The following is a 21,640-nucleotide window of genomic DNA, read 5'->3' on the forward strand; positions in this document are numbered from 1 at the left end:
TTACGGCTTGGCCGGAACCTGCGCCTGAAGCGCTCGCAGCGCGGCGGCCGTCTCCGCCGCGCTGTACCCGTCCGGGGTGCCGTCGACCAGCAGGACGTCCCCGGCCATGTGGCGGGCGCGGAGGGGTATCAGGGCCTGGTACGGCGCGGAGTCGTACCAGGCCCGCGCGTCCTCGTACGTCGGGAAGCCGATGATCACGAGGGCGCCCGGCCAGTCCCCCTCGCGCACCTCACGGGTGCGGGCGCCGTGGACGAGGAAGCGGCCCCCGAAGGGGTCCAGGGTGTCCTGGATGCGCTCCATGTACTGGAAGACCTCCTCGTCGAGGACGGGCTTCGGGTGCAGGTTTCCGATGGCGTATGCGGTCATGGGGACAGCGTGCCGGGGCACGACCGCCCGGTCGATTACCCCGGAGGTCATGCCCCGGAGGTCATGCCCCACACGCTCGCGCGCCGCTCAGATAGTGCTCGTGTCGATGACGAAGCGGTAGCGCACGTCGCTCGCGATGACCCGCTCGTACGCCTCGTTGACCTGGTCGGCGGAGATGACCTCGATCTCCGCGCCCAGGCCGTGCGCGGCGCAGAAGTCGAGCATCTCCTGGGTCTCGGCTATGCCGCCGATCATCGAGCCGGCCAGGGTCTTGCGGCCGCCGATGAGGGAGAAGAGGTTGAGGGAGACGGGCTCCTCGGGCGCGCCGACGTTGACCAGCGCGCCGTCCGTCTTCACCAGGCTCAGGTAGGCGCCGAAGTCCAGCGGGGCCGAGACCGTGGAGACGATCAGGTCGAAGGTGCCGGCGAGCTTGGTGAAGGTCTCCGGGTCGCTCGTCGCGTAGTAGTGGTCGGCGCCCAGCTTGAGGCCGTCCTCCTGCTTCTTCAGCGACTGGCTGAGCACGGTCACCTCGGCGCCGAGCGCGTGGGCGATCTTCACGCCCATGTGACCGAGGCCGCCGAGGCCGACGATCGCGACCTTCTTGCCGGGTCCGGCCTGCCAGTGGGCGAGCGGCGAGTAGAGGGTGATGCCCGCGCAGAGCAGCGGGGCGGCCTCGTCGAGGGCTATGCCCTCGGGGATGCGGAGGGTGTAGTTCTCGTCGACGACGAGGTGGGTCGCGTAGCCGCCGTAGGTCGGCTCGCCGTTCTTGTCGAGGGCGTTGTACGTCCCCGTCATGCCCTGCGTGCAGTACTGCTCAAGGCCCTGCCGGCAGTACTCGCACTCCCGGCAGGAGTCGACGAAGCAGCCGACGCCGACCCGGTCGCCGACCTGGAACTTCGTCACGCCGGGACCGACCTCGGCGACGACGCCGGCGATCTCGTGCCCCGGGACCATCGGGAAGATGCCCTCGCCCCAGCCGTCCCGCGCCTGGTGGATGTCGGAGTGGCAGATGCCGGCGAACTTGATGTCGATGAGGACGTCGTGCTCGCCGACCGCGCGGCGCGGCACGGTGGTGCGCTCCAGCGGGGCGTTCGCGGCGGGGACCGCGATGGCGGCGACGGTGCCGGGGGTGGTCGTGGTGGGGACGTTCGTGACGTTCGTGGTCATGTCCTCAAGACTGCCGGACGGCACGGACATCACCCAGGCACCTGTTCTTCCTACGACCGGCGTTCCTACCACTGGCAGGGTCAGGTACGTACGTCCGCGCGCGGCTGCGACCTGGGATAATCGGGACGCATGGATCTCAGTGCCGAACTCAGCGAATTCCTGCGCTCACGCCGGGCCCGGCTGAAGCCGGAGGACGTGGGGCTGCCGGAGTTCGGGCGCCATCGCCGTGTGCCGGGGCTGCGCCGGGAGGAGATCGCGCAGCTGGCCGGGGTCTCCGTCGCGTACTACACCCGCCTCGAACAGGGCAACGGCCGGAACGTGTCCATGGAGGTGCTGGACTCGATCGCGCGCGCCCTGCGGCTCAGCGACACCGAGCGGGCGCATCTGACCCACCTCGCGAAACCGACCGTGAAGAAGCGGCAGCGGGCCGCGATCGCCCGCCCGCAGCGCGTCCGGCCCGGTGTCGCCCACCTGCTCGACGCGATGGACGGGTTCCCCGCCTTCGTCCTGGGCCGGCGCCTCGACATCCTCGCCTGGAACCGCATGGCGCGGGCGCTCGTCGGCGACTTCCCCGCCTGGGAGCCCGAGGACCGCAACATGGCCCGGATGGTCTTCCTCGACACGAACACGCGCGATCTGTACGTGGACTGGGAGTGCAAGGCCATCGAGGTCGTGAGCACGCTCCGGCTGTACGCCGGGTGCTACCCGGACGATCCGCTGCTGCTCGCACTCGTCGGCGAACTGTCGGTGAAGAGCGAGGAGTTCCGCTCCCTGTGGGCCGCCCACACCGTCACCGACAAGGGGCACGGCGCCAAGCGGCTGCGGCACCCGCTGGTGGGCGAGCTGACGCTGTCGTACGAGTCCCTGAAGGTGGCCGGCGACGATCCGGACCTGGTGCTCGTGACGTACCACGCGGAGCCGGGATCGGCCTCGGCGGACGCCCTGCGGCTGCTCGCGCAGTGGGGGGTGGACGAGGCCGTGGAGCACGTGCAGGACTGATCGCGTGAAAGGGAAAGGCCCCCTCCGACGGAGGGGGCCTTTCCCTTTGGATCGCTGGTGTCAGACCGCCGAGCCGGCCTTCCAGTCCGCCCAGCTCATGTTCCAGCCGTTGAGGCCGTTGTCCGGGGCGATCGTCTTGTCCTTGGAGTTCTTGACGATCACGACGTCACCGACGATCGAGTGGTCGAAGAGCCACGCGGCCTGCTGGTTCGGGTCGCCCGCGCCCTTGACGTCGTTCAGGCCCACGCAGCCGTGGCTGGTGTTGGCGGAGCCGAAGATCGAGTCCGGGCCCCAGTAGTTGCCGTGGATGAACGTGCCGGACGTCGACAGGCGCATGGCGTGCGGGACGTCCTTGATGTCGTACTCGCCCTTGCCGTCGGAGTCGGTGAAGCCGACGGTGGCGCCGTTCATCCGGGTCTCCTTGTACTTCTCGGAGATCACCATCTCGCCGTTGTACGTCGGGTTGTCCGGGGAGCCGGCGGAGATCGGGATCGTCTTGATCGTCTTGCCGTTCTGCTTGACGGTCATCGTCTTGGTGGCGACGTCGACGGTCGAGACCTGGTTGCGGCCGATCTTGAAGGTGACGGTCTTCTGCTGGACGCCGAAGACGCCGTCGGCGCCCTCGACGCCGTCGAGGTCCAGCTTCAGCGTGACGGTCGAGCCCTGGGTCCAGTAGTCGTCCGGGCGGAAGTCGAGGCGCTGGGAGTTGAACCAGTGACCGACGACCTCCTGGCCGGAGCTGGAGGTGACCTTGATGCCGCCCTGGACGGCCGCCTTGTCGGTGATCGCCTTGTTGAAGTTGATCGAGACGGGCATGCCGACGCCGACGGTCGAGCCGTCCTCCGGCGTGAAGTTGCCGATGAAGCTGTTGGCCTTCGAGACCGTCGTGAAGGACGAGTTCTCGTGGGCCTCCAGGCCCTCGGCGTCCGCGGCCGTGGCGGCGATCTTGTAGACCGCGCCCCGCTCCAGCTGCTCGCTCGGCTTCCAGCTGAGGCCGTCCGCCGCTATCTCGCCCTTGACCTTCGTGCCCTCGGCCGAGGTCATGGTGACCTCGGTGAGCTTGCCCTCGGTGACGGTGACCTTGACGTCGTTGTTGATCGAGACGTTCTCGGCACCGGCCTTCGGCGTGATGGCGATCTGGGCCTTCGAGGTCTTCGCCGCCTCGGCGGCCTCGTCGACCTGGGCCTGTGACTGCGCCGTCGGGGAGCCGGTGGCACTGCCGCCCTTGTCCCCGTCGTTGCACGCCGAGAGCACCAATACGCCACCGAGCACCGCGGCGGCGGCCGCCAGGCTCTTGCGGCGCTTGCTGTCCTTCATCACACGCATCTCCATCGTCGCCGATTCCCTGCCAACGCTCATCTGCTTATCTAAAGACCCATCACACCTCTTCCGGTTCCGGAACCGGAAGCTTTGTGGGCAACACCACTGGTCGACACGCACGGGTGGAACATTCGGTTCCCGGGACCGTACGAAAGGCCCCGGGACCATGTCCCGAGGCCTTTGAACAGGGCGTTTATCGACCGCTAGGGCCTGACGTCCTCCTGCTCGCCTTCCTCCCCCTCATCTTCCTCCCCGAGGTCCCACTCCAACGCATCGGGGTCGTACTCGACCTCCTCCGTGCTCCAGGAGGCCTGGACCATCTCGATCCCGGGGACGTTCCTGATGAGGTCGAAGGGCTCGACGAGGTACGCGAGGGCCTCGGCGCTGTCCTCGCGGGCGGCGGCCCGGGCGTGGACCCGCTCGTCCTCCGGCATGAACTCGTCGCCCTCGATCCGGCCCTCGGCGGCCTCGGCCAGGGCCTCCGGGCCGTCGATCTCCAGAACCACATCGACGCGAAGCCGCACATACCGTGATGTCTCGGAAGTACTCATGACTCGGAGCGTAGGGGTCGGGGGGCTCTCGGCTTTCCCGCGACCCGCTGTGTTCATTAGCATCTGCCGCACCGACCGATGCGCGGTTTCCGCAAGGGAGATCGAAATTTCCGTGTCCTCCGCCCGACGCCCCCTCCTGACCGCAGCCGCGGCGGGGACGCTGCTGTGCGCCCTGTGGTTCGTCCCCTCCGCGAACGCCACCGACGAGGCCGTCGGGGGCAGTGCGGGCGGCACCGGCGTACGCGTCGGGGCCGGGATCGTGCACGAGGACACGGACACGGCCGACGACCGGCTCGCGGACACCGGAAACCCCGACACCACGCCTTACCTGATCGGCGGTACGGGGTTCCTGGGCGTCGGGGCGGGCTTCGTGGCGCTCGCGATGCGGCGGCGCGGCCGGGCTTTCTGAGCCCTCGCCTACTCCCCCGGTTCCGCTTCGGGATCCGGCTTGGTGTGCAGCACCTCGCGGGCCTGTTCCGCCGCGCGCATGATCGCCTCCGAGACGAAGTCGACGAAGCGCGCGATGTTCTCCAGGCGGGCCGCCGCCGGGGTGCCGCGGCCGAGGACGTCCACGCCCTCGCGGGCGGTCTCGACGAGCTGGGCGCTGGCGCGGGCCCCGGCCATCATCGACTGGTACCAGACGTCGTCGTCGACGATGTAGCGCTCGCGGCGGCGCTCGTCGCGCTCCCGCCGCACCAGACCCTGCCCTTCGAGGAACGCGATGGCCTTGGAGACGGAGGCCGGGCTGACCTGGAGCCGCCGGGCGAGCTCGGCGGCCGTCGTGCTGCCCGCGTCGGTCGTGTAGAGGCACACCAGCACCCTGGCCATCATCTTGGGCAGCCCTGACGCCATGAGGACGGTCGTGAACGTCTCCTCGTACGCCCGTACGGCCTCGGGATCGCGGCCGTGGGCCTGCGGGGCGGCCTGGGCGTCGCCCTGGGGCGCGGCGGCGGGGGTACGGCGCTGGGTGCGGCGTTCCGTGGCGCGCTGGGCGAGGTCGGCGCGGTAACCGGTCGGGCCGCCGTTGCGCATGACCTCGCGGGTGATGGTCGAGGTCGGACGGTCGAGGCGGCGGCCGATCTCCGCGTAGGCGAGGCCGTCGGCCAGGCCGAGGGCGATCTGCCGGCGTTCGGCCTGGGTGAGTCTGCCTCCCGGCATCGGGGTCTCCGTCTCGTTCGTGCCCGCTCGTAGCGTTCGCGTTCAATTCATTGCAACGATACACGCCCGTGCGTTGCATTGCCACGCAGGACCATCGCAACGATTTGACGCGCTTGACCTGCAATAACACGCCACACATGCAACGAGTGCGTTGCCTACTCCGCGAACGCAACGTAGCGTTTCTCTTGTCAGAAACACGGAAGCGCACGAAGAACCCACAGGAGAAGACGATGCAGAAGTTCGCCACCACCGCCCCGATCCTCGCCGTCCTCGACATCCCGGCCGGGCGCATCCAGCTCATCGCCGCCGACCGGTCCGACGCCACCGTCGACGTCCGCCCCGCCGTCCCCGGCAAGGGCCGCGACGAGAAGGCGGCCGAGCAGATCACCGTCAGCTACGCCGACGGCGTCCTGCGGGTCGAGGCCGCCGAGCCGAAGAACCAGCTCTTCGGGGCGACCGGCTCCGTCGAGGTCACCGTCCAGCTCCCGGCCGGCTCCCGGGTCGAGGCCAAGGCCGCCGCCGCGGACCTGCGGGGCGTCGGCCGCCTCGGGGACGTCGCCTTCGACGGCGCCCAGGCCACCGTCAAGCTCGACGAGACCGCCGGCGCCCGCGTCACCGTCCAGGACGGCACGGTGACGATCGGCCGGCTCGGCGGCCACGCCGAGATCAGCACCCAGAAGGGCGACATCCGGATCGCCGAGGCGGTCCGGGGCGCGGTCGCCCTGCGCACCGAGCACGGCGACATCGCCGTCGGCGCGGCCCGCGGGACCTCGGCCACGCTCGACGCCGGCACCGCGTACGGCCGGGTCGAGAACGCGCTCATGAACACGGTGGGCGCCGGGGCCGAGCTGGCCCTCACGGCCACCACCTCGTACGGCGACATCACCGCCCGCAGCCTCTGAGACGACCGAGGCGACGGCCCCCGGGAGGCCGCGGCCCCAAGCGCCCCGGCCTCCCCACCACCCCCGCTCACCCCCGCTCCCACCCAGCTCTCGACACCGGAAGAAGGCGCACCATGACCGGCAACACCACCCCGCAGACCGCCGTCACCTCCACCTCCCCCTGGAGCGGCATGGTGTCGATCGAGGACACGGCCCTCGCCGTCACCGACACCGGCGGCACCGGCCGCCCGGTCGTCTACCTGAACGGCTCGTACGCCGACCAGTCCCACTGGAAGCGCGTCATCGCGGCCCTGGGCGGCGACGAGTACCGCCACATCACCTACGACGAGCGCGCCCGCGGCAAGTCGCGGAAGTCCGCCGACTACACCTTCGAGGCCTGCGTCCGCGACCTGGACGCGGTCCTGGCCGCCCGGGGCGTGGAGCGGCCGATCCTGGTGGGCTGGTCGTACGGGGCGATGCTCGCCGTGCACTGGGCGGCGAGGAACCCGGAGCGCGCCGCCGGCGTGGTGTCCGTGGATGGCGCCATGGCGCACGAGTGGCTGGACGAGGCCGCGAAGGCGCAGGTCAGGAAGCTGTTCCGACGTCTGAGCCCGCTGTTCCCGATCGCCCGCCCGCTGGGCATGGCGGCCCGGATGAGCGCCGCGGACCACGCCGAGATCAACATCGAGATCAACGAGCTGTGCGCGCCGGCCTCGCTGGACCCGGTCTTCGACCGGCTGACGGTGCCGACGCGGTACGTGCTGGCCAGCGGCGGCAACCTGGGCGGCGACCCGGTGCTGATGGAGAAGATCCGCGCCGACCTGGGCCCGGTCCTGGACCGCAACCCGAACATCCGGGTGAGCGCGAAGGTCCCGAGCAACCACTCGAAGATCCTGCGCAAGGACTTCGGCGCGGTGGCGGACGCGGTGCGCGAGATCGCCGCGCATGGCTGAGGGCCCGCGCCCTCGAAAGGACACGGGCCCTCGGCGTGGCCCTTACGCCAGCGGCCCGGTGACGGGCTCGACGGCGGCGACGAGCCGGCCCTCGCGGACGAAGGTGTCGGCGGCGGCCAGGTCGGGCGCGAGGAAGCGGTCGGGGCCGGGGCCCTCGACGCCGGCGGCGCGCAGCGCGTCGATGGCGGCCTGGGAGGCGGGGGCCGGGGTGAGGCCCTCGCGGAGCTCGATGCCCCGGGTGGCCGCGTACAGCTCGACCGCGATGATCCGGGCGAGGTTGCCGATCGCGATGCGGAGCTTGCGGGCGGCGGACCAGCCCATGGAGACGTGGTCCTCCTGCATCGCCGAGGACGGGATCGAGTCGGCGGAGGCCGGGACGGCGAGCCGCTTCATCTCGCTGACCAGGGCGGCCTGGGTGTACTGGGCGATCATGAGGCCCGAGTCGACGCCGGCGTCGTCGGCGAGGAAGGGCGGCAGCCCGTGCGAGCGGTTCTTGTCGAGGAGCCGGTCGGTGCGGCGCTCGGCGATCGAGCCGAGGTCGGCGGCGGCGATCGCGAGGAAGTCGAGGACGTACGCGACGGGGGCGCCGTGGAAGTTGCCGTTGGAGCGGACCTGGCCGTCGGCGAGGACGACCGGGTTGTCGACGGCGGCGGCGAGCTCGCGCTCGGCGACGAGGAGGGCGTGCGCCATGGTGTCGCGGCCGGCGCCGGCGACCTGCGGGGCGCAGCGCACCGAGTAGGCGTCCTGGACGCGCGGGGCCTCGCCGGCCTGGGCGTAGCCCGTCAGGCCGGAGCCCTTGAGGACGGCCAGCATGTTGGCGGCGGAGGCGGACTGGCCGGGGTGCGGGCGGATCGCGTGCAGCTCGGGTTCGAGGACCTTCTCGGTGCCGAGGAGGGCTTCGAGGGAGAGCGCGGCGGTGATGTCGGCCGACTTGTAGAGGGTGTCGAGGTCGGCGAGGGCCATGACCAGCATGCCGAGCATGCCGTCGGTGCCGTTGAGGAGGGCGAGGCCCTCCTTCTCCTTGAGCTCGACGGGCGCGATGCCGGCGGCGGCGAGCAGCTCGCCGGCGGGCTTCACCTCACCGTCGGGACCCTCGGCGTCACCTTCGCCCATGAGGGCGAGGGCGCAGTGGGAGAGCGGCGCGAGGTCGCCGGAGCAGCCGAGGGAACCGTACTCGTGCACGACCGGGGTGATGCCGGCGTTGAGGACGTCGGCCATGGTCTGCGCGACCTCGGGGCGGACGCCGGTGTGGCCGGAGGCGACGGTCTTGAGCCGCAGGAACATCAGCGCGCGGACGACCTCGCGCTCGACGCGCGGGCCCATGCCGGCGGCGTGCGAGCGGACGATGTTGCGCTGGAGCTGGGCACGCAGCTCGTGGCTGATGTGCCGGGTGGCGAGCGCGCCGAAGCCGGTGGAGACCCCGTAGACGGGCTCGGGCTTGGCGGCGAGCGCGTCGATCACCGCACGCGCGGCGGCGAGAGCCTCCACGGCCTCGGCCGACAGCTCGACGCGGGCGCCGTGGCGGGCGACGTCGATGACGTCCTGCGGGGTCGTGCCGGACGTGCCGAGGACGACTGTCTGCATATCCATATTCAGCACCCTACGGATTGAAGACCGACCTGTCACTAGCCGATTTCGTCACGCCCCCGAGGCACGACCACCCCTTACTGAACAGAGGTACGCCCCCGGGGCCCGCAGCCGGGCCTCCAGTGTGCCGCCCGGACACGTCACCCGCGATCGACGGGGCCGGTCAAGGCGCCGGCCCTGAGCTCCATGGGGCGCCCAGTGACCCCCTCCACTTCCACGGTGAAGGAAGCGGCCCGGGCGGCACTCCGGCGAGTAGCCTGACGCGCCGAGGCCGCCCCCGTACGTCACAACTGCCGTCGCCGGCAAGGAAGAAGTGTCGACTGTGCCCGCTCAGACCATCGAGGTTCCGGTCATCGCCGACGTGATCGGAGGCCACACCGGGCGGCTCGACGACTTCAAGGGCGGCGTGGAGTCGGTCATCCGCCTGCGCCCCGAGTTCCCCGTCGAAACCCTCCAGGGCATCGAGGAGTTCTCCCACCTCCAGGTCACCTGGTTCTTCAACCTCGGTTCGCCGGACGACGTCGCGCTCCACGCGCGCAGCCCCCGCGACAACCCCGCGTGGCCCGCGACCGGCACCTTCGTGCACCACAACCACCGGCGTCCCGCCCGGCTCGCCACGTCCTTCCCCCGGCTGCTCAAGGTCGACGGGCGCGACCTGCACGTGGTGGACCTCGATGCCGACGAGGGCACCCAGGTCGTGGATCTCGTCGCGGTCTTCGGGGAGATGATGCCGCGCGGGCCCGTCACGCAGCCGTCGTGGCCGGGCGAGATGCTCGCCGACTACTGGCGGGACGCCTCCGAGCGCTGAGGCGGATTCGCTTCCCCGGACGGCTCTTCACCCACACGAGCGGTCTTCCCTCGGCGCGCCATTTTTGGCATATGCCCTGCGGTCGTGGGCGTGGGAGCATCGCGCGCCATGAAGGATGTCCGCTCGATCCCCGTCGCCCCCCGCGCCCTCCCGCTGCTCGGGCACGTCGTCCCGTTGCTGCGGGAGCCGCTGGGGTTCCTGAAGTCGCTTCCCGCGCATGGCGAGTTGGTGCGGATCCGGATCGGGCCCTTTCCCGTGGTCGTGGTCTGCGACGCGGAGCTGACCCGCCGGGTTCTCGTCGACGACCGGGTCTTCGACAAGGGCGGGCCGCTCTACGACCGGCTGCGCGAGGTGCTCGGCGAGGGGCTGGTCTCCTGCCCGCACCAGACCCACCGCCGGCTGCGGCGGCTGTCGCAGCCCGCCTTCCACCAGGCACGGCTGCCGGAGTACGCGCGGGCCATGACGACGTGCGCGGAGGAGGCGGCCGACGCGTGGCGGCCCGGGCAGGTGCTCGACGTGCCCGCCGAGACGATGCGGATCAGCGCCCGTGTCGTCACCGCCACCCTGTTCTCCGGCAGCCTGCCCGCCGCCGCGTACGACGGGCTCGTCGACGACGTCACCACCATCGTGAAGAGCCTCTACCAGCGCATGTTCCTGGTCCCGCCGCTGGACCGGCTGCCCACCCCCGGCAACCGCGCGCACCTCGCCGCCCGGGCCCGCATCCACGCCGTCGTGGAGCGGATCATCGCCGAGCGCCGTGTCGACGGAGCCGACTACGGCGACCTCCTCTCGGCCCTGATCGCCGCCGACGACCCCGAGGACGACCGTCCCGGCATGAGCGGCACCGAGATCAACGACACCGTCGTCTCGTTCCTCCTCGCCGGGATCGAGAGCACCGCCGCGACGCTCGCCTCCGCGCTCGACCTGGTGGCCCGCCACCCCGACATCGAGCGGCGCCTGCACGCCGAGGTGGACGCCGTCCTCGACGGGGCGCCCGCCACCCACGCCGACCTTCCGCGGCTGCCCCTGACCGAGCGGATCGTCACGGAGACGCTGCGGCTGCGCCCGCCGGGCTGGTTCCTCACCCGGACGGTCACCGCCGACACGGAGCTCGGCGGGTACGCGCTGCCGGCCGGGACGAGCGTGGCGTACAGCGCGTACATCGTCCACCACCGGCCCGATCTCCACCCGGACCCCGAGGCCTTCACCCCGGACCGCTGGGACCCCGCGCTGCCCCAGCCGCCGCGCCACGCCTACCTGCCCTTCGCGGCGGGCGCCCGCAAGTGCGTCGGCGACGTGTTCAGCATGATCGAGACCACCCTGGCCCTCGCGACGATCGCCTCGCGCTGGCGCCTCGCCCACGTCCCGGGGAGGGAGGGGCGTCTCGCCGCCTCCGTGTCGCTTGAGGTGCGCGATCTCGACATGGTCGCCCACCCGCGGGGCGCCGAGGGCGCCGGAATCAGGCGCCCGGACGGAACCTGAGGGCCGACCACGTGTCGTCGACGGCGATCTGCCGTACGGGGCGGACGCCCCGCTCGATCAGCGCGGCGGACAGGGAGTCGCGGTTCAGGTCCGTGCCGAGCTTTCCGGCCTTCGGGTAGGCCACCCAGGACAGGGCGTCGCGGCGGGCGGCTTCGAGGGCCGTCTCCACGTCGGCCTCGGCGAGGTCGCCGGAGGCGCGTACGAAGACGATGACCGCGTCGGCGGCCCCGGCGTCCGACGCGTCCTCGACCTCCAGGTCGACGTCACCGGGCTTGCCGAGGACCATCGCCTTCTGGCCCGGCTTGATCTGCAACTTGGTGATCACGGACATGCTCCGATCCTGCCATCCGGCGGGGCCGACGGCCCCCGGAGCGGGCGGAGGCTCAGGGCTCCGCCGGAGGGTCTTCCCTCGGTGCCGCCCGCGGCAGTTCCAGTGTCGGCGCGTCGCGGAAGCGGCGGCGGTCCCTCGCGCCCGGCGGGGCGTCGGCGAGGCGGATGACCGTGCCGTCGCGGCCCGCCACGACCGGTTTCACCGAGCGGGCCGCCTTCGCCTGGTACTGGGCCGCGTCCGCGAGGCGGAAGAGGCGGCGCGCCGACCTGAGCGGGCCGATGGGGTCGCCGGTGGAGGCGACCCCGCAGGCCACGCCCTCGCCGAGCTCCAGCTCCGCCGCCCGTCCGCAGAGTTCCTCGGCGACGGCGACGACCTCGTCGGCCGTCGGACCGACCGTCAGGAGACAGAACTCGTCGCCGCCCAGGCGGGCCGCGAGCGCGCCGGGGAGGCGCGCGGCGCAGCGGGAGAGGACGGAGCCGAAGCGTTCGAGGAGGCGGTCGCCGACGGCGTGGCCGTGGGTGTCGTTGACCCGCTTGAGACCGTTGAGGTCGCAGACCACGAGGCTGACGACGGAGCCGTCGGCCCGGTAGCGCTCGATCGCCTCGTCGAGGCGGGTGTCCACGGCCCGCCGGTTGGCGAGGCCGGTCAGCGGGTCGGTGAAGGCCAGTTTGCGGACCTCTTCGAGGCGTTCGGCCTGGGCGATGCCGGCGGCGACGACCGCCGCGAGGACGGTCGCGAAGTCGGCGTCCTCGCGGGAGAAAGGTTTCTCCTCTGTCGGCCTGGCCACGTACAGCTCGCCCCACGCGCGCCCGTGCAGCACGATCGGCGCGACCACGCAGCTGCCGCGCCCCCGGATGCGCAGCCGGGCGACCCGGCCGGTGGCGACCCGGTCCGCGGCGGTCTCCACCCAGGCGTCCGGCTCGCCGCCGCCCGCCCAGCGCTCGTGCAGGAACTCGGTGATCTCCGGGAACTGGTGGACGGGGTACGTCTCCGACTCGGGGAACTCCTCCTCGCCCGCGTCCCGTTCGCCGGCGTTCACGAGGACCTTGAGCCGGCCGAGGTCCCGCTCCCAGACGGACAGCGCGGCGAAACTCCCGTCGAGTCCCTCGCAGGCCTTCAGCGCAGCGGCCCGCCAGAACTCGCGTGGAGTGTGCGCCGCCGCCATCGCCTGCGCCAGTGCCACTACGGCCCGCAGCCGCACGTCCTCACCCATTCCACCAGTTTAGGTAGGTTTGATCGTTTTTCCCTTGCGAGACGTCACGGAAAGTGACATTTATCGAAAATGGGTAAATTAGGACAAACCAGACTGCCTGCAAGGGCTGGCGCTACACGCCCGGCCACTCCGGCTTCCGCTTCTCGTTGAAGGCCGCCACGCCCTCGGCCCGGTCCCCCGAGAACGCCACCGAACGCCAGGCCGCGTCCTCGACCTCAAGACCCGCCCGCAGGTCGAGGCCCTGCCCGAGCCGCATGGCCCGCTTCGCCGCGCGCAGGCCCACCGGGGAGTTCGCCGCGATCCGCCCGGCCAGCTCCAGGGCGCCCGTCCGCGCGTCCTCCTCCAGGAGGTCGACGAGGCCCAGCTCGCGGGCCTCCGCCGCCTCGACCCGGCGCGCCGTGAAGACCAGCTCGGCCGCGCGCGCCGCGCCCACCCGGCGCGGGAGCAGCTGCGTACCGCCGCCGCCGGGGATGACGCCGACGGAGACCTCGGGCAGGCCGACGACGGCGGTCGCGTCGGCGACGATCACGTCGCAGGCGAGCGCCAGCTCGAAGCCGCCGCCGAGGGCGAAGCCGTGGACGGCGGCGACCGTCGGCATCGGCAGCTCCAGGACGCCGGTGTACGCGGCGCGGGCGGTGGGGCGCTGGCGGACGAGGTCGGCGTCGCTGAAGGAGTTGCGCTCCTTGAGGTCGGCGCCGACGCAGAAGGCCTTGTCGTTCGAGGAGGTCAGGACGGTGACGCGGACGGAGGCGTCGGCGGCGAGCGCCTCGCAGGCCGCGCCGAGCGAGCGGGCCATCTCGGAGGAGACCGCGTTCATCGCCTTGGGCCGGTCGAGGACCAGCTCGGCGACGTGCCCGGCTCCCTCTCGCCGGACCACCACGAACTCACCAAAACGCTGCTCGGACATGCCGCAGACCCTCCCGACCGACTCAGCCCGGATGCGGGCTCAGGCTCAGACCCCGTCAACGGTGGTTAACGGGCGTTCACCGGAGATCCTAAGTGGGCCGACGGCTCAGGAGCCAGGGCTCCACGACCCCGAGGCCGCGCACCGGCCGCTGCCACATCGGCTGGAGCGCGAAGCGGTACGTGGCGACCGGGCGCCCCTCCTTCTCCGCGCGGGCCGCCTCCTCCGCCGCCTCGGCCTCGGAGACGGGCGCCTCGCCGGTGCGCGAGAGCTCCTCGGCGAGCGCGCCGTCGACGAGGACGGCGTCCTTCGGCGCTATCGAGGTGAGCCGGCTCGCGAGGTTCACGGTCGTGCCGAAGACGTCGCCCATGCGGGTCGTGACCGTGCCGAACGCTATGCCGACGCGCAGGGCCGGCATCGTCTCGTCGTGGCCGAGCGTCTCGATGAGCCGGAGCGCGATCTCGGCGGCCGTGCCGGGGTCGTCGGCGCAGTAGAGGACCTCGTCGCCGAGGGTCTTGATGAGCCGGCCGCCGTGCGCGGCGACGAGGTCGGCGCAGGTCGTCTCGAAGGCCTCGACGAGCTCGCCGAGCTCCTCCTCCTCAAGGCGCCGGGTGAGCCGGGTGAAGCCGACGAGGTCCGCGAAGCCGACGGCGAGCCGCCGGTCGACCATCTCCTCGTCGTCGGCCGCCTGCACGAGCACCCGGCCGGTGGCGGCGGCGAGCTGCCTGCGCCACACGTAGATGAGGAACTCCTCCAGCTCGGGCAGGAGCAGCTCGACGAGCGGATACGTCACCTCGGTGCGGGTCATGCCGGGCTCGGGCGGCTCGGTCAGGCCCTCCAGGAAGGAGTCGATCTGCCATTCGGCCAACCGGGCGGTGGTCTGCCCGGTGGACCGGGCGACCTGCACGGCCATCGGCTCGCTGAGCAGCCCGGCCTCGACGAGACCGGCGAGCCGCCGCAGGGCGAGGACGTCGGCCTCGGTGAGCGCCTTGGCCTGGCCGATGTCGGCGAAGCCCATGGCGCGCCAGAAGCGGGAGGCGAGCTCCATGGAGACGCCGGCGGTGCGGGCGGCCTGGAACGGCGTGTAGCGGCGGTCGGCGCCGAGGATGAGCTGTTCCAGGCGGATCGCGAGCGGGTCGTCCGTCGGCTCGGCCGTGTGGTCGACCTCGTGGTGCGGGGTGGGGTACGTGGCGGGGGCTGGCGGTGTGGGCGGTTCGGGCGTCTGGGAGCCGTCGCCCGTGTTCGCGTCGTCGACGGTCACCGGCCGCCTCCCGCGCGTTGCCGTTCCCTGCCCACTTGTCCTGCCGATCTGTCGCCTGGATCGCGCTCCACGATACGGCAGGTGTGGAATGGCTCACGCCGGAACGGCGAGCCATTCCGGCGAAACGAACGAGCCTTTTCGGCCACGGCGCACACCTGTGGCCGGTCACTCACGCCCCGGTGGTCCCGGCAGGCGACCCGCTCAGGTCCTGAGGTGGACGATGTCGCCCGCCCCCACCGCCTCGGTGCCGCCGCCCTCCGTGGCGACGACCAGGCGTCCGTCGCCGTCGAGGGAGACCGCCTCCCCCTCCAGCGCCCGTTCGCCGGGCAGCTCGGCCCGTACGCGGCGGCCGAGGGTCGCGCAGCGGAGCTCGTACGCCTCCTGGAGCCCGGAGGCCACGGGGTCGCCACCGGCCCGCACCCAGTCCCCGTACCACTGCTCAAGGGAGCGCAGGACGGCCCGGAGGAAGGGGTCGCGGTCCGGGAACTCGACCCCGGCGAGGCGGAGGGAACCGGCCGTGGGGACGGGCAGTTCGTCGGCGCCGAGGCTCACGTTGATGCCGAGGCCGACGACGACGCCGTCGTCCCCGGCGCGCTCGGCGAGGATCCCGCCGGTCTTGCGCTCCTCGCCGTCCACGGAAACGAGCAGGTCGTTGGGCCACTTGAGGGAGATGTCGACCTTGGCGGCCTTCGCGAGGCCGGTCGCGGCGGCCACGCCGGCGAGCAGCGGCAGCCAGCCCCAGCGGTGCACGGGCACGTCCGGCTTGAGGAGGACGGAGACGAAGAGGCCGGAGCGGGCGGGCGCCGTCCAGGTCCGGTCGAGACGGCCCCGGCCCTGGGTCTGCTCCTCGGCGACCAGGACCGCGCCCTCGGGCAGCGCGGCGTCGCCGGAGGCCCGGGCGGCCAGGTCGGAGTTGGTGGAGCCGGTGGAGGCCACCACGTCGAGCGAGGTCCACAGTCCGTCGGGCCGGACCAGCGCGCCGCGCAGGTTCGCGGCGTTCAGCGGGGGCCGGTCGAGGTCTGACCAGGGCCGGTCGAAGTCATCGGAGGACGTCATGCAAGCCAGAGTAGGTGTGGCAAAGACCGCAGTGCCGAACCGTATCCGCGTCGATACGCTACGGGTCAGTAGACGGGCAGTAGCCCATTCGCAGTCAACGAACCCCCCGTGACCAGGCAGGGAGCCGCATCCCGATGTCCGAGCCGGCAGAGCAGTACGAGATCGACATTCACACGACCGCAGGCAAGATCGCGGACCTCAGGCGCCGGGTCGACGAGGCCACGCACGCCGGCTCGGAACGCGCGGTCGAGAAGCAGCACGCCAAGGGCAAGCTGACCGCCCGTGAGCGGATCGCGCTGCTGCTCGACGAGGGCTCCTTCGTCGAGCTGGACGAGCTGGCCCGGCACCGCTCCACCAACTTCGGCCTGGAGAAGAACCGTCCGTACGGCGACGGTGTCGTGACGGGCTACGGCACGGTCGACGGCCGTCCGGTGGCGGTCTTCTCCCAGGACTTCACGGTCTTCGGCGGCGCGCTCGGCGAGACGTACGGGCAGAAGATCATCAAGGTGATGGACTTCGCCCTGAAGACCGGCTGCCCGGTCATCGGCATCAACGACTCCGGCGGCGCCCGCATCCAGGAGGGTGTGAGCGCGCTCGGCATGTACGGGGAGATCTTCCGCCGCAACACCCACGCCTCCGGCGTGATCCCGCAGATCTCGCTGATCGTCGGCCCGTGCGCGGGCGGCGCGGTGTACTCCCCCGCGATCACCGACTTCACGGTGATGGTCGACCAGACCTCGCACATGTTCATCACCGGCCCGGACGTCATCAAGACGGTCACCGGCGAGGACGTGGGCTTCGAGGAGCTCGGCGGCGCCCGGACGCACAACGCGACCTCGGGCGTGGCGCACCACATGGCGGGTGACGAGAAGGACGCCATCGAGTACGTGAAGTCGCTCCTCTCCTACCTGCCGTCGAACAACCTCTCCGAGGCCCCCGCCTTCCCGGAGGTCGCGGAGACCGAGGCGACGGACGAGGACCGCGAGCTCGACACGCTGATCCCGGACTCGGCGAACCAGCCGTACGACATGCACACGGTCATCGAGCACGTCCTCGACGAGGGCGAGTTCCTGGAGACGCAGTCGCTGTTCGCGCCGAACATCCTCACCGGCTTCGGCCGGGTCGAGGGCTTCCCGGTGGGCGTGGTCGCCAACCAGCCGATGCAGTTCGCCGGCTGTCTCGACATCAACGCGAGCGAGAAGGCCGCGCGGTTCGTGCGGACCTGCGACGCCTTCAACATCCCGGTCCTGACCTTCGTCGACGTGCCGGGCTTCCTGCCGGGCGTGGACCAGGAGTACGGCGGCATCATCCGGCGCGGCGCGAAGCTGATCTACGCGTACGCCGAGGCGACGGTCCCGCTGATCACGGTCATCACCCGGAAGGCCTTCGGCGGCGCGTACGACGTCATGGGCTCCAAGCACCTGGGCGCGGACCTCAACCTGGCGTGGCCGACGGCGCAGATCGCCGTCATGGGCGCGCAGGGCGCGGTCAACATCCTGCACCGGCGGACCATCGCCGAGGCGGAGGACCAGGAAGCGGAGCGCGCACGGCTCATGCAGGAGTACGAGGACGCGCTGCTCAACCCGTACATCGCGGCCGAGCGCGGCTACATCGACGGCGTGATCCTGCCGTCGGACACCCGCCCGCAGATCGTGAAGGGCCTGCGTCAGCTGCGGACGAAGCGGGAATCCCTTCCCCCGAAGAAGCACGGCAACATCCCGCTCTAGGACCGTCCTGAGCCCTGTGGAGGGACAGCACGATGATCAAGGTCGTACGAGGAAACCCGACGCCCGAGGAGCTGGCCGCCGCACTGGCGGTGGTCCAGGCCCGGGCCGCGGCCACGGCGGCGGCGTCCGCCGGGAGCGGCGGCCCGGTCGCTCCCGAGGGCTGGTCGGACCCGTCCCGCATCGCGCGGTCGGTACGGCACCGGCCTGGCCCGCGCGCCTGGGCCCGGTCGTACTGGCCGGTGTGACGCGGGAAGCGAAGAGGCCGGACCCCATGTGCGGGGGGTCCGGCTTCGCCGTTTCCCCACGTTGTTGAGTATCCGTACTCAGGTGTTCCGGTCCCTCCCGAGGGGAGGATCAGCCCATGCTCTGGTCCGACCCGAAGAACAAGCCGCCGCGGTTCCTGCGCGAGATGCAGTCGATGCTGTCGCGCGGCGGCGTGGTCCTCGCGCTCGCGATGGTCGTGGTGATGTTCGTGGCCGGTACGAGGTGACCTGCGCCGGGCGTACGCGGTGACGTGCGCCGGGCGTACGCGGTGAGGGGCGCCGACACTGGCTACGCTGCCCCTATGACTGCTGATCCCCGCCGTGTCGTCCTCGCCTCCGCCTCCCCCGCCCGGCTCGGGCTGCTCCGGCAGGCCGGCCTCGCCCCCGAGGTGATCGTGAGCGGCGTCGACGAGGACAAGATGAAGGCCCCGACCCCGGCCGAGCTCGCGCTCGCCCTCGCCGAGGCCAAGGCGGCCCATGTGGCCGCGAAGCCCGAGGTGTTCGGGGCGCTCGTCATCGGCTGCGACTCGGTCCTGGAGCTCGACAAGCAGGCCCTGGGCAAGCCGGCCGACGCCGCGGAGGCCACGGCCCGCTGGCAGGCCATGCGCGGCCGCACCGGCGTCCTCCAGACCGGCCACTGCGTGTACGACACGGCCGCCAAGCGCTTCGAGTCGGCGACGGCCTCGACCGTCGTCCGCTTCGGTCACCCGACGGACGAGGAGATCGCCGCGTACGTGGCGAGCGGCGAACCGCTGCACGTGGCGGGCGCGTTCACCCTGGACGGGCGGTCGGCGCCGTTCATCGACGGCATCGACGGCGACCCGGGCAACGTGATCGGGCTCTCGCTGCCGCTGCTGCGCCGCCTGCTGGCGAAGCTGGACGTGCGGATCACGGACCTCTGGGCCTGAGGCTCAGCTCGTGGTCGCCGGCGCCTCTTCGGAGGCGCCGTTCTCTTTCCCGTACGACGTCCCGCTCGACTTCCCGTCCGGCTTCCCCTGCTGCTCCCCGTACGCCACCAGGGTGAGCACCAGGAGCCCCAGGACCACCATCAGGAACGCGAACGCCTGCCAGCCGAGCAGTCCGACGGCGACCGCTCCGAGGACGCCGTGGACGACCGCGCAGCCGACGAGGAGGCCCCGGCCCACGCGGCCAGGGCGGCGGTCGCGGACGCCGGCCAGGAGGGCGACGAGGCCGCAGAGGACGAGCGCGAGGCCGGAGGCGATGCCGAGGCCCCAGGTTCCGGTGGCCATCACGCCCGGGTCCATGCCGTCGAGGGACATCGACTGGGCCTCGACGAAGCTCGCCATGATGCCGTTGATGACGACGATGCCGGGCGCCTCCAGGAAGAGGACCGCGGCCGTCACGAGAGCTATCGGTCTGCGGGCCACCTCGGCCACCCCCTGGTTTCGCCTGTTACCGACAGTACGATCGACAGCGCGAAGGCTACTGGCGAGTAAACCCTCGGACAAGGGTTCGCACACGCGAGACTGACCTTGACCGCACGGCAAAGAATCCTTGAGCCATTCGTAGGGACCCGACAAAGAAACTTGAATCGCGATTGACCCAGGGAACAGAGACCTGCGCCACACCTCGGAGCTACTGTGCCGTAAAGGAACCCTGCGTACCGTGGTGCGACAAGGGAATTCACGGCCCGAGCAGGCCCGGGGTCACCCTCCGTGTGGGCAAGCTCACCACTGGGGACGGGTCGAAAGGCCGTGTCGGCGGTCCCTAAACTCAGCTTGTTTCAAGGAGGGAGCCATCGTGCGCAAGGTGCTCATCGCCAACCGAGGCGAAATCGCTGTCCGTGTGGCCCGGGCGTGCCGGGACGCGGGTATCGGCAGCGTGGCCGTGTACGCCGAGCCGGACCGGGACGCCCTGCACGTCCGGGCGGCCGATGAGGCGTTCGCTCTGGGCGGTGACACTCCGGCGACCAGTTACCTGGACATGGCCAAGGTGTTGCAGGCCGCGAAGGACTCCGGGGCGGACGCCGTCCACCCGGGATACGGATTCCTTTCCGAGAACGCCGAGTTCGCGCAGGCGGTCCTGGACGCGGGTCTGACCTGGATCGGCCCGCCGCCGCAGGCCATCCGCGACCTGGGCGACAAGGTGGCGGCCCGTCACATCGCGCAGCGCGCGGGTGCCCCGCTGGTCGCCGGCACGCCGGACCCGGTCTCGGGCGCCGACGAGGTCGTGGCGTTCGCGGAGGAGAACGGCCTGCCGATCGCGATCAAGGCCGCCTTCGGCGGCGGCGGTCGCGGCCTGAAGGTCGCCCGGACGCTGGAAGAGGTCCCGGAGCTGTACGACTCCGCCGTCCGTGAGGCCGTCGCGGCCTTCGGCCGCGGCGAGTGCTTCGTCGAGCGCTACCTCGACAAGCCGCGTCACGTCGAGACCCAGTGCCTCGCCGACCAGCACGGCAACGTCGTCGTCGTGTCGACCCGTGACTGCTCGCTCCAGCGCCGCCACCAGAAGCTCGTCGAGGAGGCGCCCGCGCCGTTCCTGAGCGAGGCGCAGAACGCCGAGCTGTACGCGGCGTCGAAGGCGATCCTGAAGGAGGCCGGCTACGTCGGCGCGGGAACCGTCGAGTTCCTCGTCGGCGCCGACGGCACCATCTCCTTCCTGGAGGTCAACACCCGCCTCCAGGTCGAGCACCCGGTCACCGAAGAGGTCACCGGCATCGACCTGGTCCGCGAGATGTTCCGCATCGCCGACGGCGAGGAGCTCGGCTACGGCGACCCCGTCATGCGCGGCCACTCCTTCGAGTTCCGCATCAACGGCGAGGACCCGGGCCGGAACTTCCTTCCGGCGCCCGGCACGGTCACGCTCTTCCAGCCGCCGACCGGCCCCGGTGTCCGTCTGGACGCGGGCGTCGAGTCCGGCTCGGTGATCGGCCCGGCGTGGGACTCGCTCCTCGCCAAGCTGATCGTGACCGGCGCGACCCGCGAGCAGGCGCTCCAGCGTGCCGCCCGCGCGCTGGCGGAGTTCAAGGTCGAGGGCATGGCCACGGCCATCCCGTTCCACCAGGCCGTCGTGGTCGACCCGGACTTCACCGCGGACCCGTTCCGTGTCCACACCCGGTGGATCGAGACCGAGTTCAACAACGAGATCAAGCCCTTCGCGCCGGCCGGTGCCGACGCGGAGGAGGACGAGTCGGGCCGCGAGACGATCGTCGTCGAGGTCGGCGGCAAGCGCCTCGAGGTCTCCCTGCCGTCCTCGCTCGGCATGACCCTGGCCCGTACCGGTCTCGCGGCCGGCGCGAAGCCGAAGCGCCGCGCGGCCAAGAAGTCCGGCCCGACGGCCTCCGGCGACACCCTCGCCTCCCCGATGCAGGGCACGATCGTCAAGGTCGCGGTCGAGGAGGGCCAGGAGGTCAAGGAGGGCGACCTCATCGTCGTCCTGGAGGCCATGAAGATGGAGCAGCCGCTGAACGCCCACCGCTCCGGCACCGTCAAGGGCCTGAGCGCGGAGGTCGGCGCGTCCGTCACCTCCGGCGCGGTCATCTGCGACATCAAGGACTGACGCACGGCGCCGTAGAACGTACGGTACGAGGGCCCGCAGGCAGCCGCCTGCGGGCCCTTCGTCGACCTCCGTCGACAGTCGAGAGAGGCCCGGGACC

Annotated in this window: 23 protein-coding genes; 11 read left to right on the forward strand and 12 right to left on the reverse strand. The window is 71.6% G+C overall.

Features of this window, described 5'->3' with window-relative positions:
• Entirely contained in the window at positions 1-366 is a 366-nt protein-coding gene (locus ACFC0Z_RS26450) for a DUF1330 domain-containing protein (protein WP_376442681.1), read from the reverse strand.
• An 87-nt stretch (positions 367-453) separates the two neighbouring features.
• Complete coding sequence (locus tag ACFC0Z_RS26455; RefSeq protein WP_376442684.1) at positions 454-1,533, reverse strand: NAD(P)-dependent alcohol dehydrogenase; 1,080 nt, start codon at positions 1,531-1,533, stop codon at positions 454-456.
• A gap of 129 nt (positions 1,534-1,662) precedes the next feature.
• Here ACFC0Z_RS26455 and ACFC0Z_RS26460 point away from each other — a divergent pair, with 129 nt between their 5' ends.
• Positions 1,663-2,532: a helix-turn-helix transcriptional regulator gene (locus ACFC0Z_RS26460; protein WP_376442686.1), complete on the forward strand. Its 870-nt coding sequence runs from the start codon at positions 1,663-1,665 to the stop codon at positions 2,530-2,532.
• Between the two features lie 60 nt (positions 2,533-2,592).
• On the opposite strand, the gene ACFC0Z_RS26465 is transcribed toward ACFC0Z_RS26460, so the two are convergent.
• Positions 2,593-3,849, reverse strand: coding sequence for an Ig-like domain-containing protein (locus ACFC0Z_RS26465; protein WP_376442688.1), 1,257 nt, complete (start codon positions 3,847-3,849; stop codon positions 2,593-2,595).
• Positions 3,850-4,055: 206 nt separating this feature from the next.
• Positions 4,056-4,403: a hypothetical protein gene (locus tag ACFC0Z_RS26470; protein ID WP_376442691.1), complete on the reverse strand. Its 348-nt coding sequence runs from the start codon at positions 4,401-4,403 to the stop codon at positions 4,056-4,058.
• Between the two features lie 112 nt (positions 4,404-4,515).
• Here ACFC0Z_RS26470 and ACFC0Z_RS26475 point away from each other — a divergent pair, with 112 nt between their 5' ends.
• Positions 4,516-4,812 carry a hypothetical protein gene (locus ACFC0Z_RS26475; protein WP_376442693.1) on the forward strand — a complete coding sequence of 99 codons (297 nt, stop codon included), beginning with the start codon at positions 4,516-4,518 and terminating at the stop codon, positions 4,810-4,812.
• An 8-nt stretch (positions 4,813-4,820) separates the two neighbouring features.
• Here ACFC0Z_RS26475 and ACFC0Z_RS26480 read toward each other — a convergent pair whose 3' ends face one another.
• A complete protein-coding gene (locus ACFC0Z_RS26480; RefSeq protein WP_376442696.1) occupies positions 4,821-5,561 on the reverse strand; it encodes a helix-turn-helix domain-containing protein in 741 nt (246 codons plus the stop codon).
• A gap of 230 nt (positions 5,562-5,791) precedes the next feature.
• On the opposite strand from ACFC0Z_RS26480, the gene ACFC0Z_RS26485 reads away from it, so the two are divergent.
• Positions 5,792-6,463: a DUF4097 family beta strand repeat-containing protein gene (locus ACFC0Z_RS26485; protein ID WP_376442699.1), complete on the forward strand. Its 672-nt coding sequence runs from the start codon at positions 5,792-5,794 to the stop codon at positions 6,461-6,463.
• Between the two features lie 113 nt (positions 6,464-6,576).
• Complete coding sequence (locus ACFC0Z_RS26490) at positions 6,577-7,395, forward strand: alpha/beta fold hydrolase (RefSeq protein WP_376442701.1); 819 nt, start codon at positions 6,577-6,579, stop codon at positions 7,393-7,395.
• A 42-nt stretch (positions 7,396-7,437) separates the two neighbouring features.
• Here ACFC0Z_RS26490 and hutH read toward each other — a convergent pair whose 3' ends face one another.
• On the reverse strand, positions 7,438-8,985 hold the full coding sequence (hutH, locus tag ACFC0Z_RS26495; protein WP_376442704.1) for a histidine ammonia-lyase: 1,548 nt from the start codon (positions 8,983-8,985) through the stop codon (positions 7,438-7,440).
• A 319-nt stretch (positions 8,986-9,304) separates the two neighbouring features.
• Between hutH and ACFC0Z_RS26500 the strand changes: the two genes are divergently transcribed.
• Both ACFC0Z_RS26500 and ACFC0Z_RS26505 read left to right on the forward strand, forming a co-directional pair.
• The gene (locus ACFC0Z_RS26500; RefSeq protein ID WP_376442707.1) at positions 9,305-9,790 is read left to right on the forward strand and encodes a TrmO family methyltransferase; all 486 of its coding nucleotides are present in this window, start codon (positions 9,305-9,307) and stop codon (positions 9,788-9,790) included.
• Positions 9,791-9,898: 108 nt separating this feature from the next.
• Positions 9,899-11,272: a cytochrome P450 gene (locus ACFC0Z_RS26505; RefSeq protein ID WP_376442710.1), complete on the forward strand. Its 1,374-nt coding sequence runs from the start codon at positions 9,899-9,901 to the stop codon at positions 11,270-11,272.
• Here the strand turns inward: ACFC0Z_RS26505 and ACFC0Z_RS26510 are convergent.
• The 5 genes from ACFC0Z_RS26510 to ACFC0Z_RS26530 form a co-directional block, all read right to left on the reverse strand.
• Positions 11,250-11,603 carry a DUF3052 family protein gene (locus ACFC0Z_RS26510; protein ID WP_376442712.1) on the reverse strand — a complete coding sequence of 118 codons (354 nt, stop codon included), beginning with the start codon at positions 11,601-11,603 and terminating at the stop codon, positions 11,250-11,252. The two genes, ACFC0Z_RS26505 and ACFC0Z_RS26510, sit on opposite strands and share 23 nt — an antisense overlap.
• 52 nt (positions 11,604-11,655) lie before the next feature.
• On the reverse strand, positions 11,656-12,816 hold the full coding sequence (locus tag ACFC0Z_RS26515; protein WP_376442715.1) for a diguanylate cyclase domain-containing protein: 1,161 nt from the start codon (positions 12,814-12,816) through the stop codon (positions 11,656-11,658).
• Positions 12,817-12,928: 112 nt separating this feature from the next.
• Entirely contained in the window at positions 12,929-13,723 is a 795-nt protein-coding gene (locus tag ACFC0Z_RS26520; protein ID WP_376442718.1) for an enoyl-CoA hydratase/isomerase family protein, read from the reverse strand.
• Positions 13,724-13,811: 88 nt separating this feature from the next.
• Positions 13,812-14,981, reverse strand: a complete 1,170-nt coding sequence (locus ACFC0Z_RS26525) for an adenylate/guanylate cyclase domain-containing protein (RefSeq protein ID WP_376442721.1) — start codon at positions 14,979-14,981, stop codon at positions 13,812-13,814.
• Positions 14,982-15,182: 201 nt separating this feature from the next.
• Complete coding sequence (locus tag ACFC0Z_RS26530) at positions 15,183-16,037, reverse strand: biotin--[acetyl-CoA-carboxylase] ligase (protein ID WP_376442724.1); 855 nt, start codon at positions 16,035-16,037, stop codon at positions 15,183-15,185.
• A 134-nt stretch (positions 16,038-16,171) separates the two neighbouring features.
• Here ACFC0Z_RS26530 and ACFC0Z_RS26535 point away from each other — a divergent pair, with 134 nt between their 5' ends.
• The 4 genes from ACFC0Z_RS26535 to ACFC0Z_RS26550 all read left to right on the forward strand — a co-directional run bounded on the left by ACFC0Z_RS26535 (position 16,172) and on the right by ACFC0Z_RS26550 (position 18,935).
• Positions 16,172-17,764, forward strand: coding sequence for an acyl-CoA carboxylase subunit beta (locus tag ACFC0Z_RS26535; protein ID WP_376442727.1), 1,593 nt, complete (start codon positions 16,172-16,174; stop codon positions 17,762-17,764).
• A gap of 32 nt (positions 17,765-17,796) precedes the next feature.
• Positions 17,797-18,009 (forward strand): acyl-CoA carboxylase subunit epsilon, encoded by a 213-nt coding sequence (locus tag ACFC0Z_RS26540; protein ID WP_376442730.1) that lies wholly within the window; start codon positions 17,797-17,799, stop codon positions 18,007-18,009.
• 116 nt (positions 18,010-18,125) lie between these two features.
• The gene (gene mmpB, locus ACFC0Z_RS26545; RefSeq protein WP_360808717.1) at positions 18,126-18,254 is read left to right on the forward strand and encodes a morphogenic membrane protein MmpB; all 129 of its coding nucleotides are present in this window, start codon (positions 18,126-18,128) and stop codon (positions 18,252-18,254) included.
• 75 nt (positions 18,255-18,329) lie between these two features.
• Positions 18,330-18,935, forward strand: coding sequence for a nucleoside triphosphate pyrophosphatase (locus ACFC0Z_RS26550; RefSeq protein ID WP_376442734.1), 606 nt, complete (start codon positions 18,330-18,332; stop codon positions 18,933-18,935).
• Between the two features lie 3 nt (positions 18,936-18,938).
• On the opposite strand, the gene ACFC0Z_RS26555 is transcribed toward ACFC0Z_RS26550, so the two are convergent.
• Positions 18,939-19,424, reverse strand: coding sequence for a hypothetical protein (locus ACFC0Z_RS26555; RefSeq protein ID WP_376442737.1), 486 nt, complete (start codon positions 19,422-19,424; stop codon positions 18,939-18,941).
• Positions 19,425-19,788: 364 nt separating this feature from the next.
• Between ACFC0Z_RS26555 and ACFC0Z_RS26560 the strand changes: the two genes are divergently transcribed.
• Complete coding sequence (locus ACFC0Z_RS26560; RefSeq protein WP_376442740.1) at positions 19,789-21,543, forward strand: acetyl/propionyl/methylcrotonyl-CoA carboxylase subunit alpha; 1,755 nt, start codon at positions 19,789-19,791, stop codon at positions 21,541-21,543.
• The last annotated feature ends 97 nt before the right edge of the window (positions 21,544-21,640 follow it).

The organism is Streptomyces sp. NPDC056144 (assembly GCF_042264145.1).
Taxonomy (GTDB): domain Bacteria; phylum Actinomycetota; class Actinomycetes; order Streptomycetales; family Streptomycetaceae; genus Streptomyces.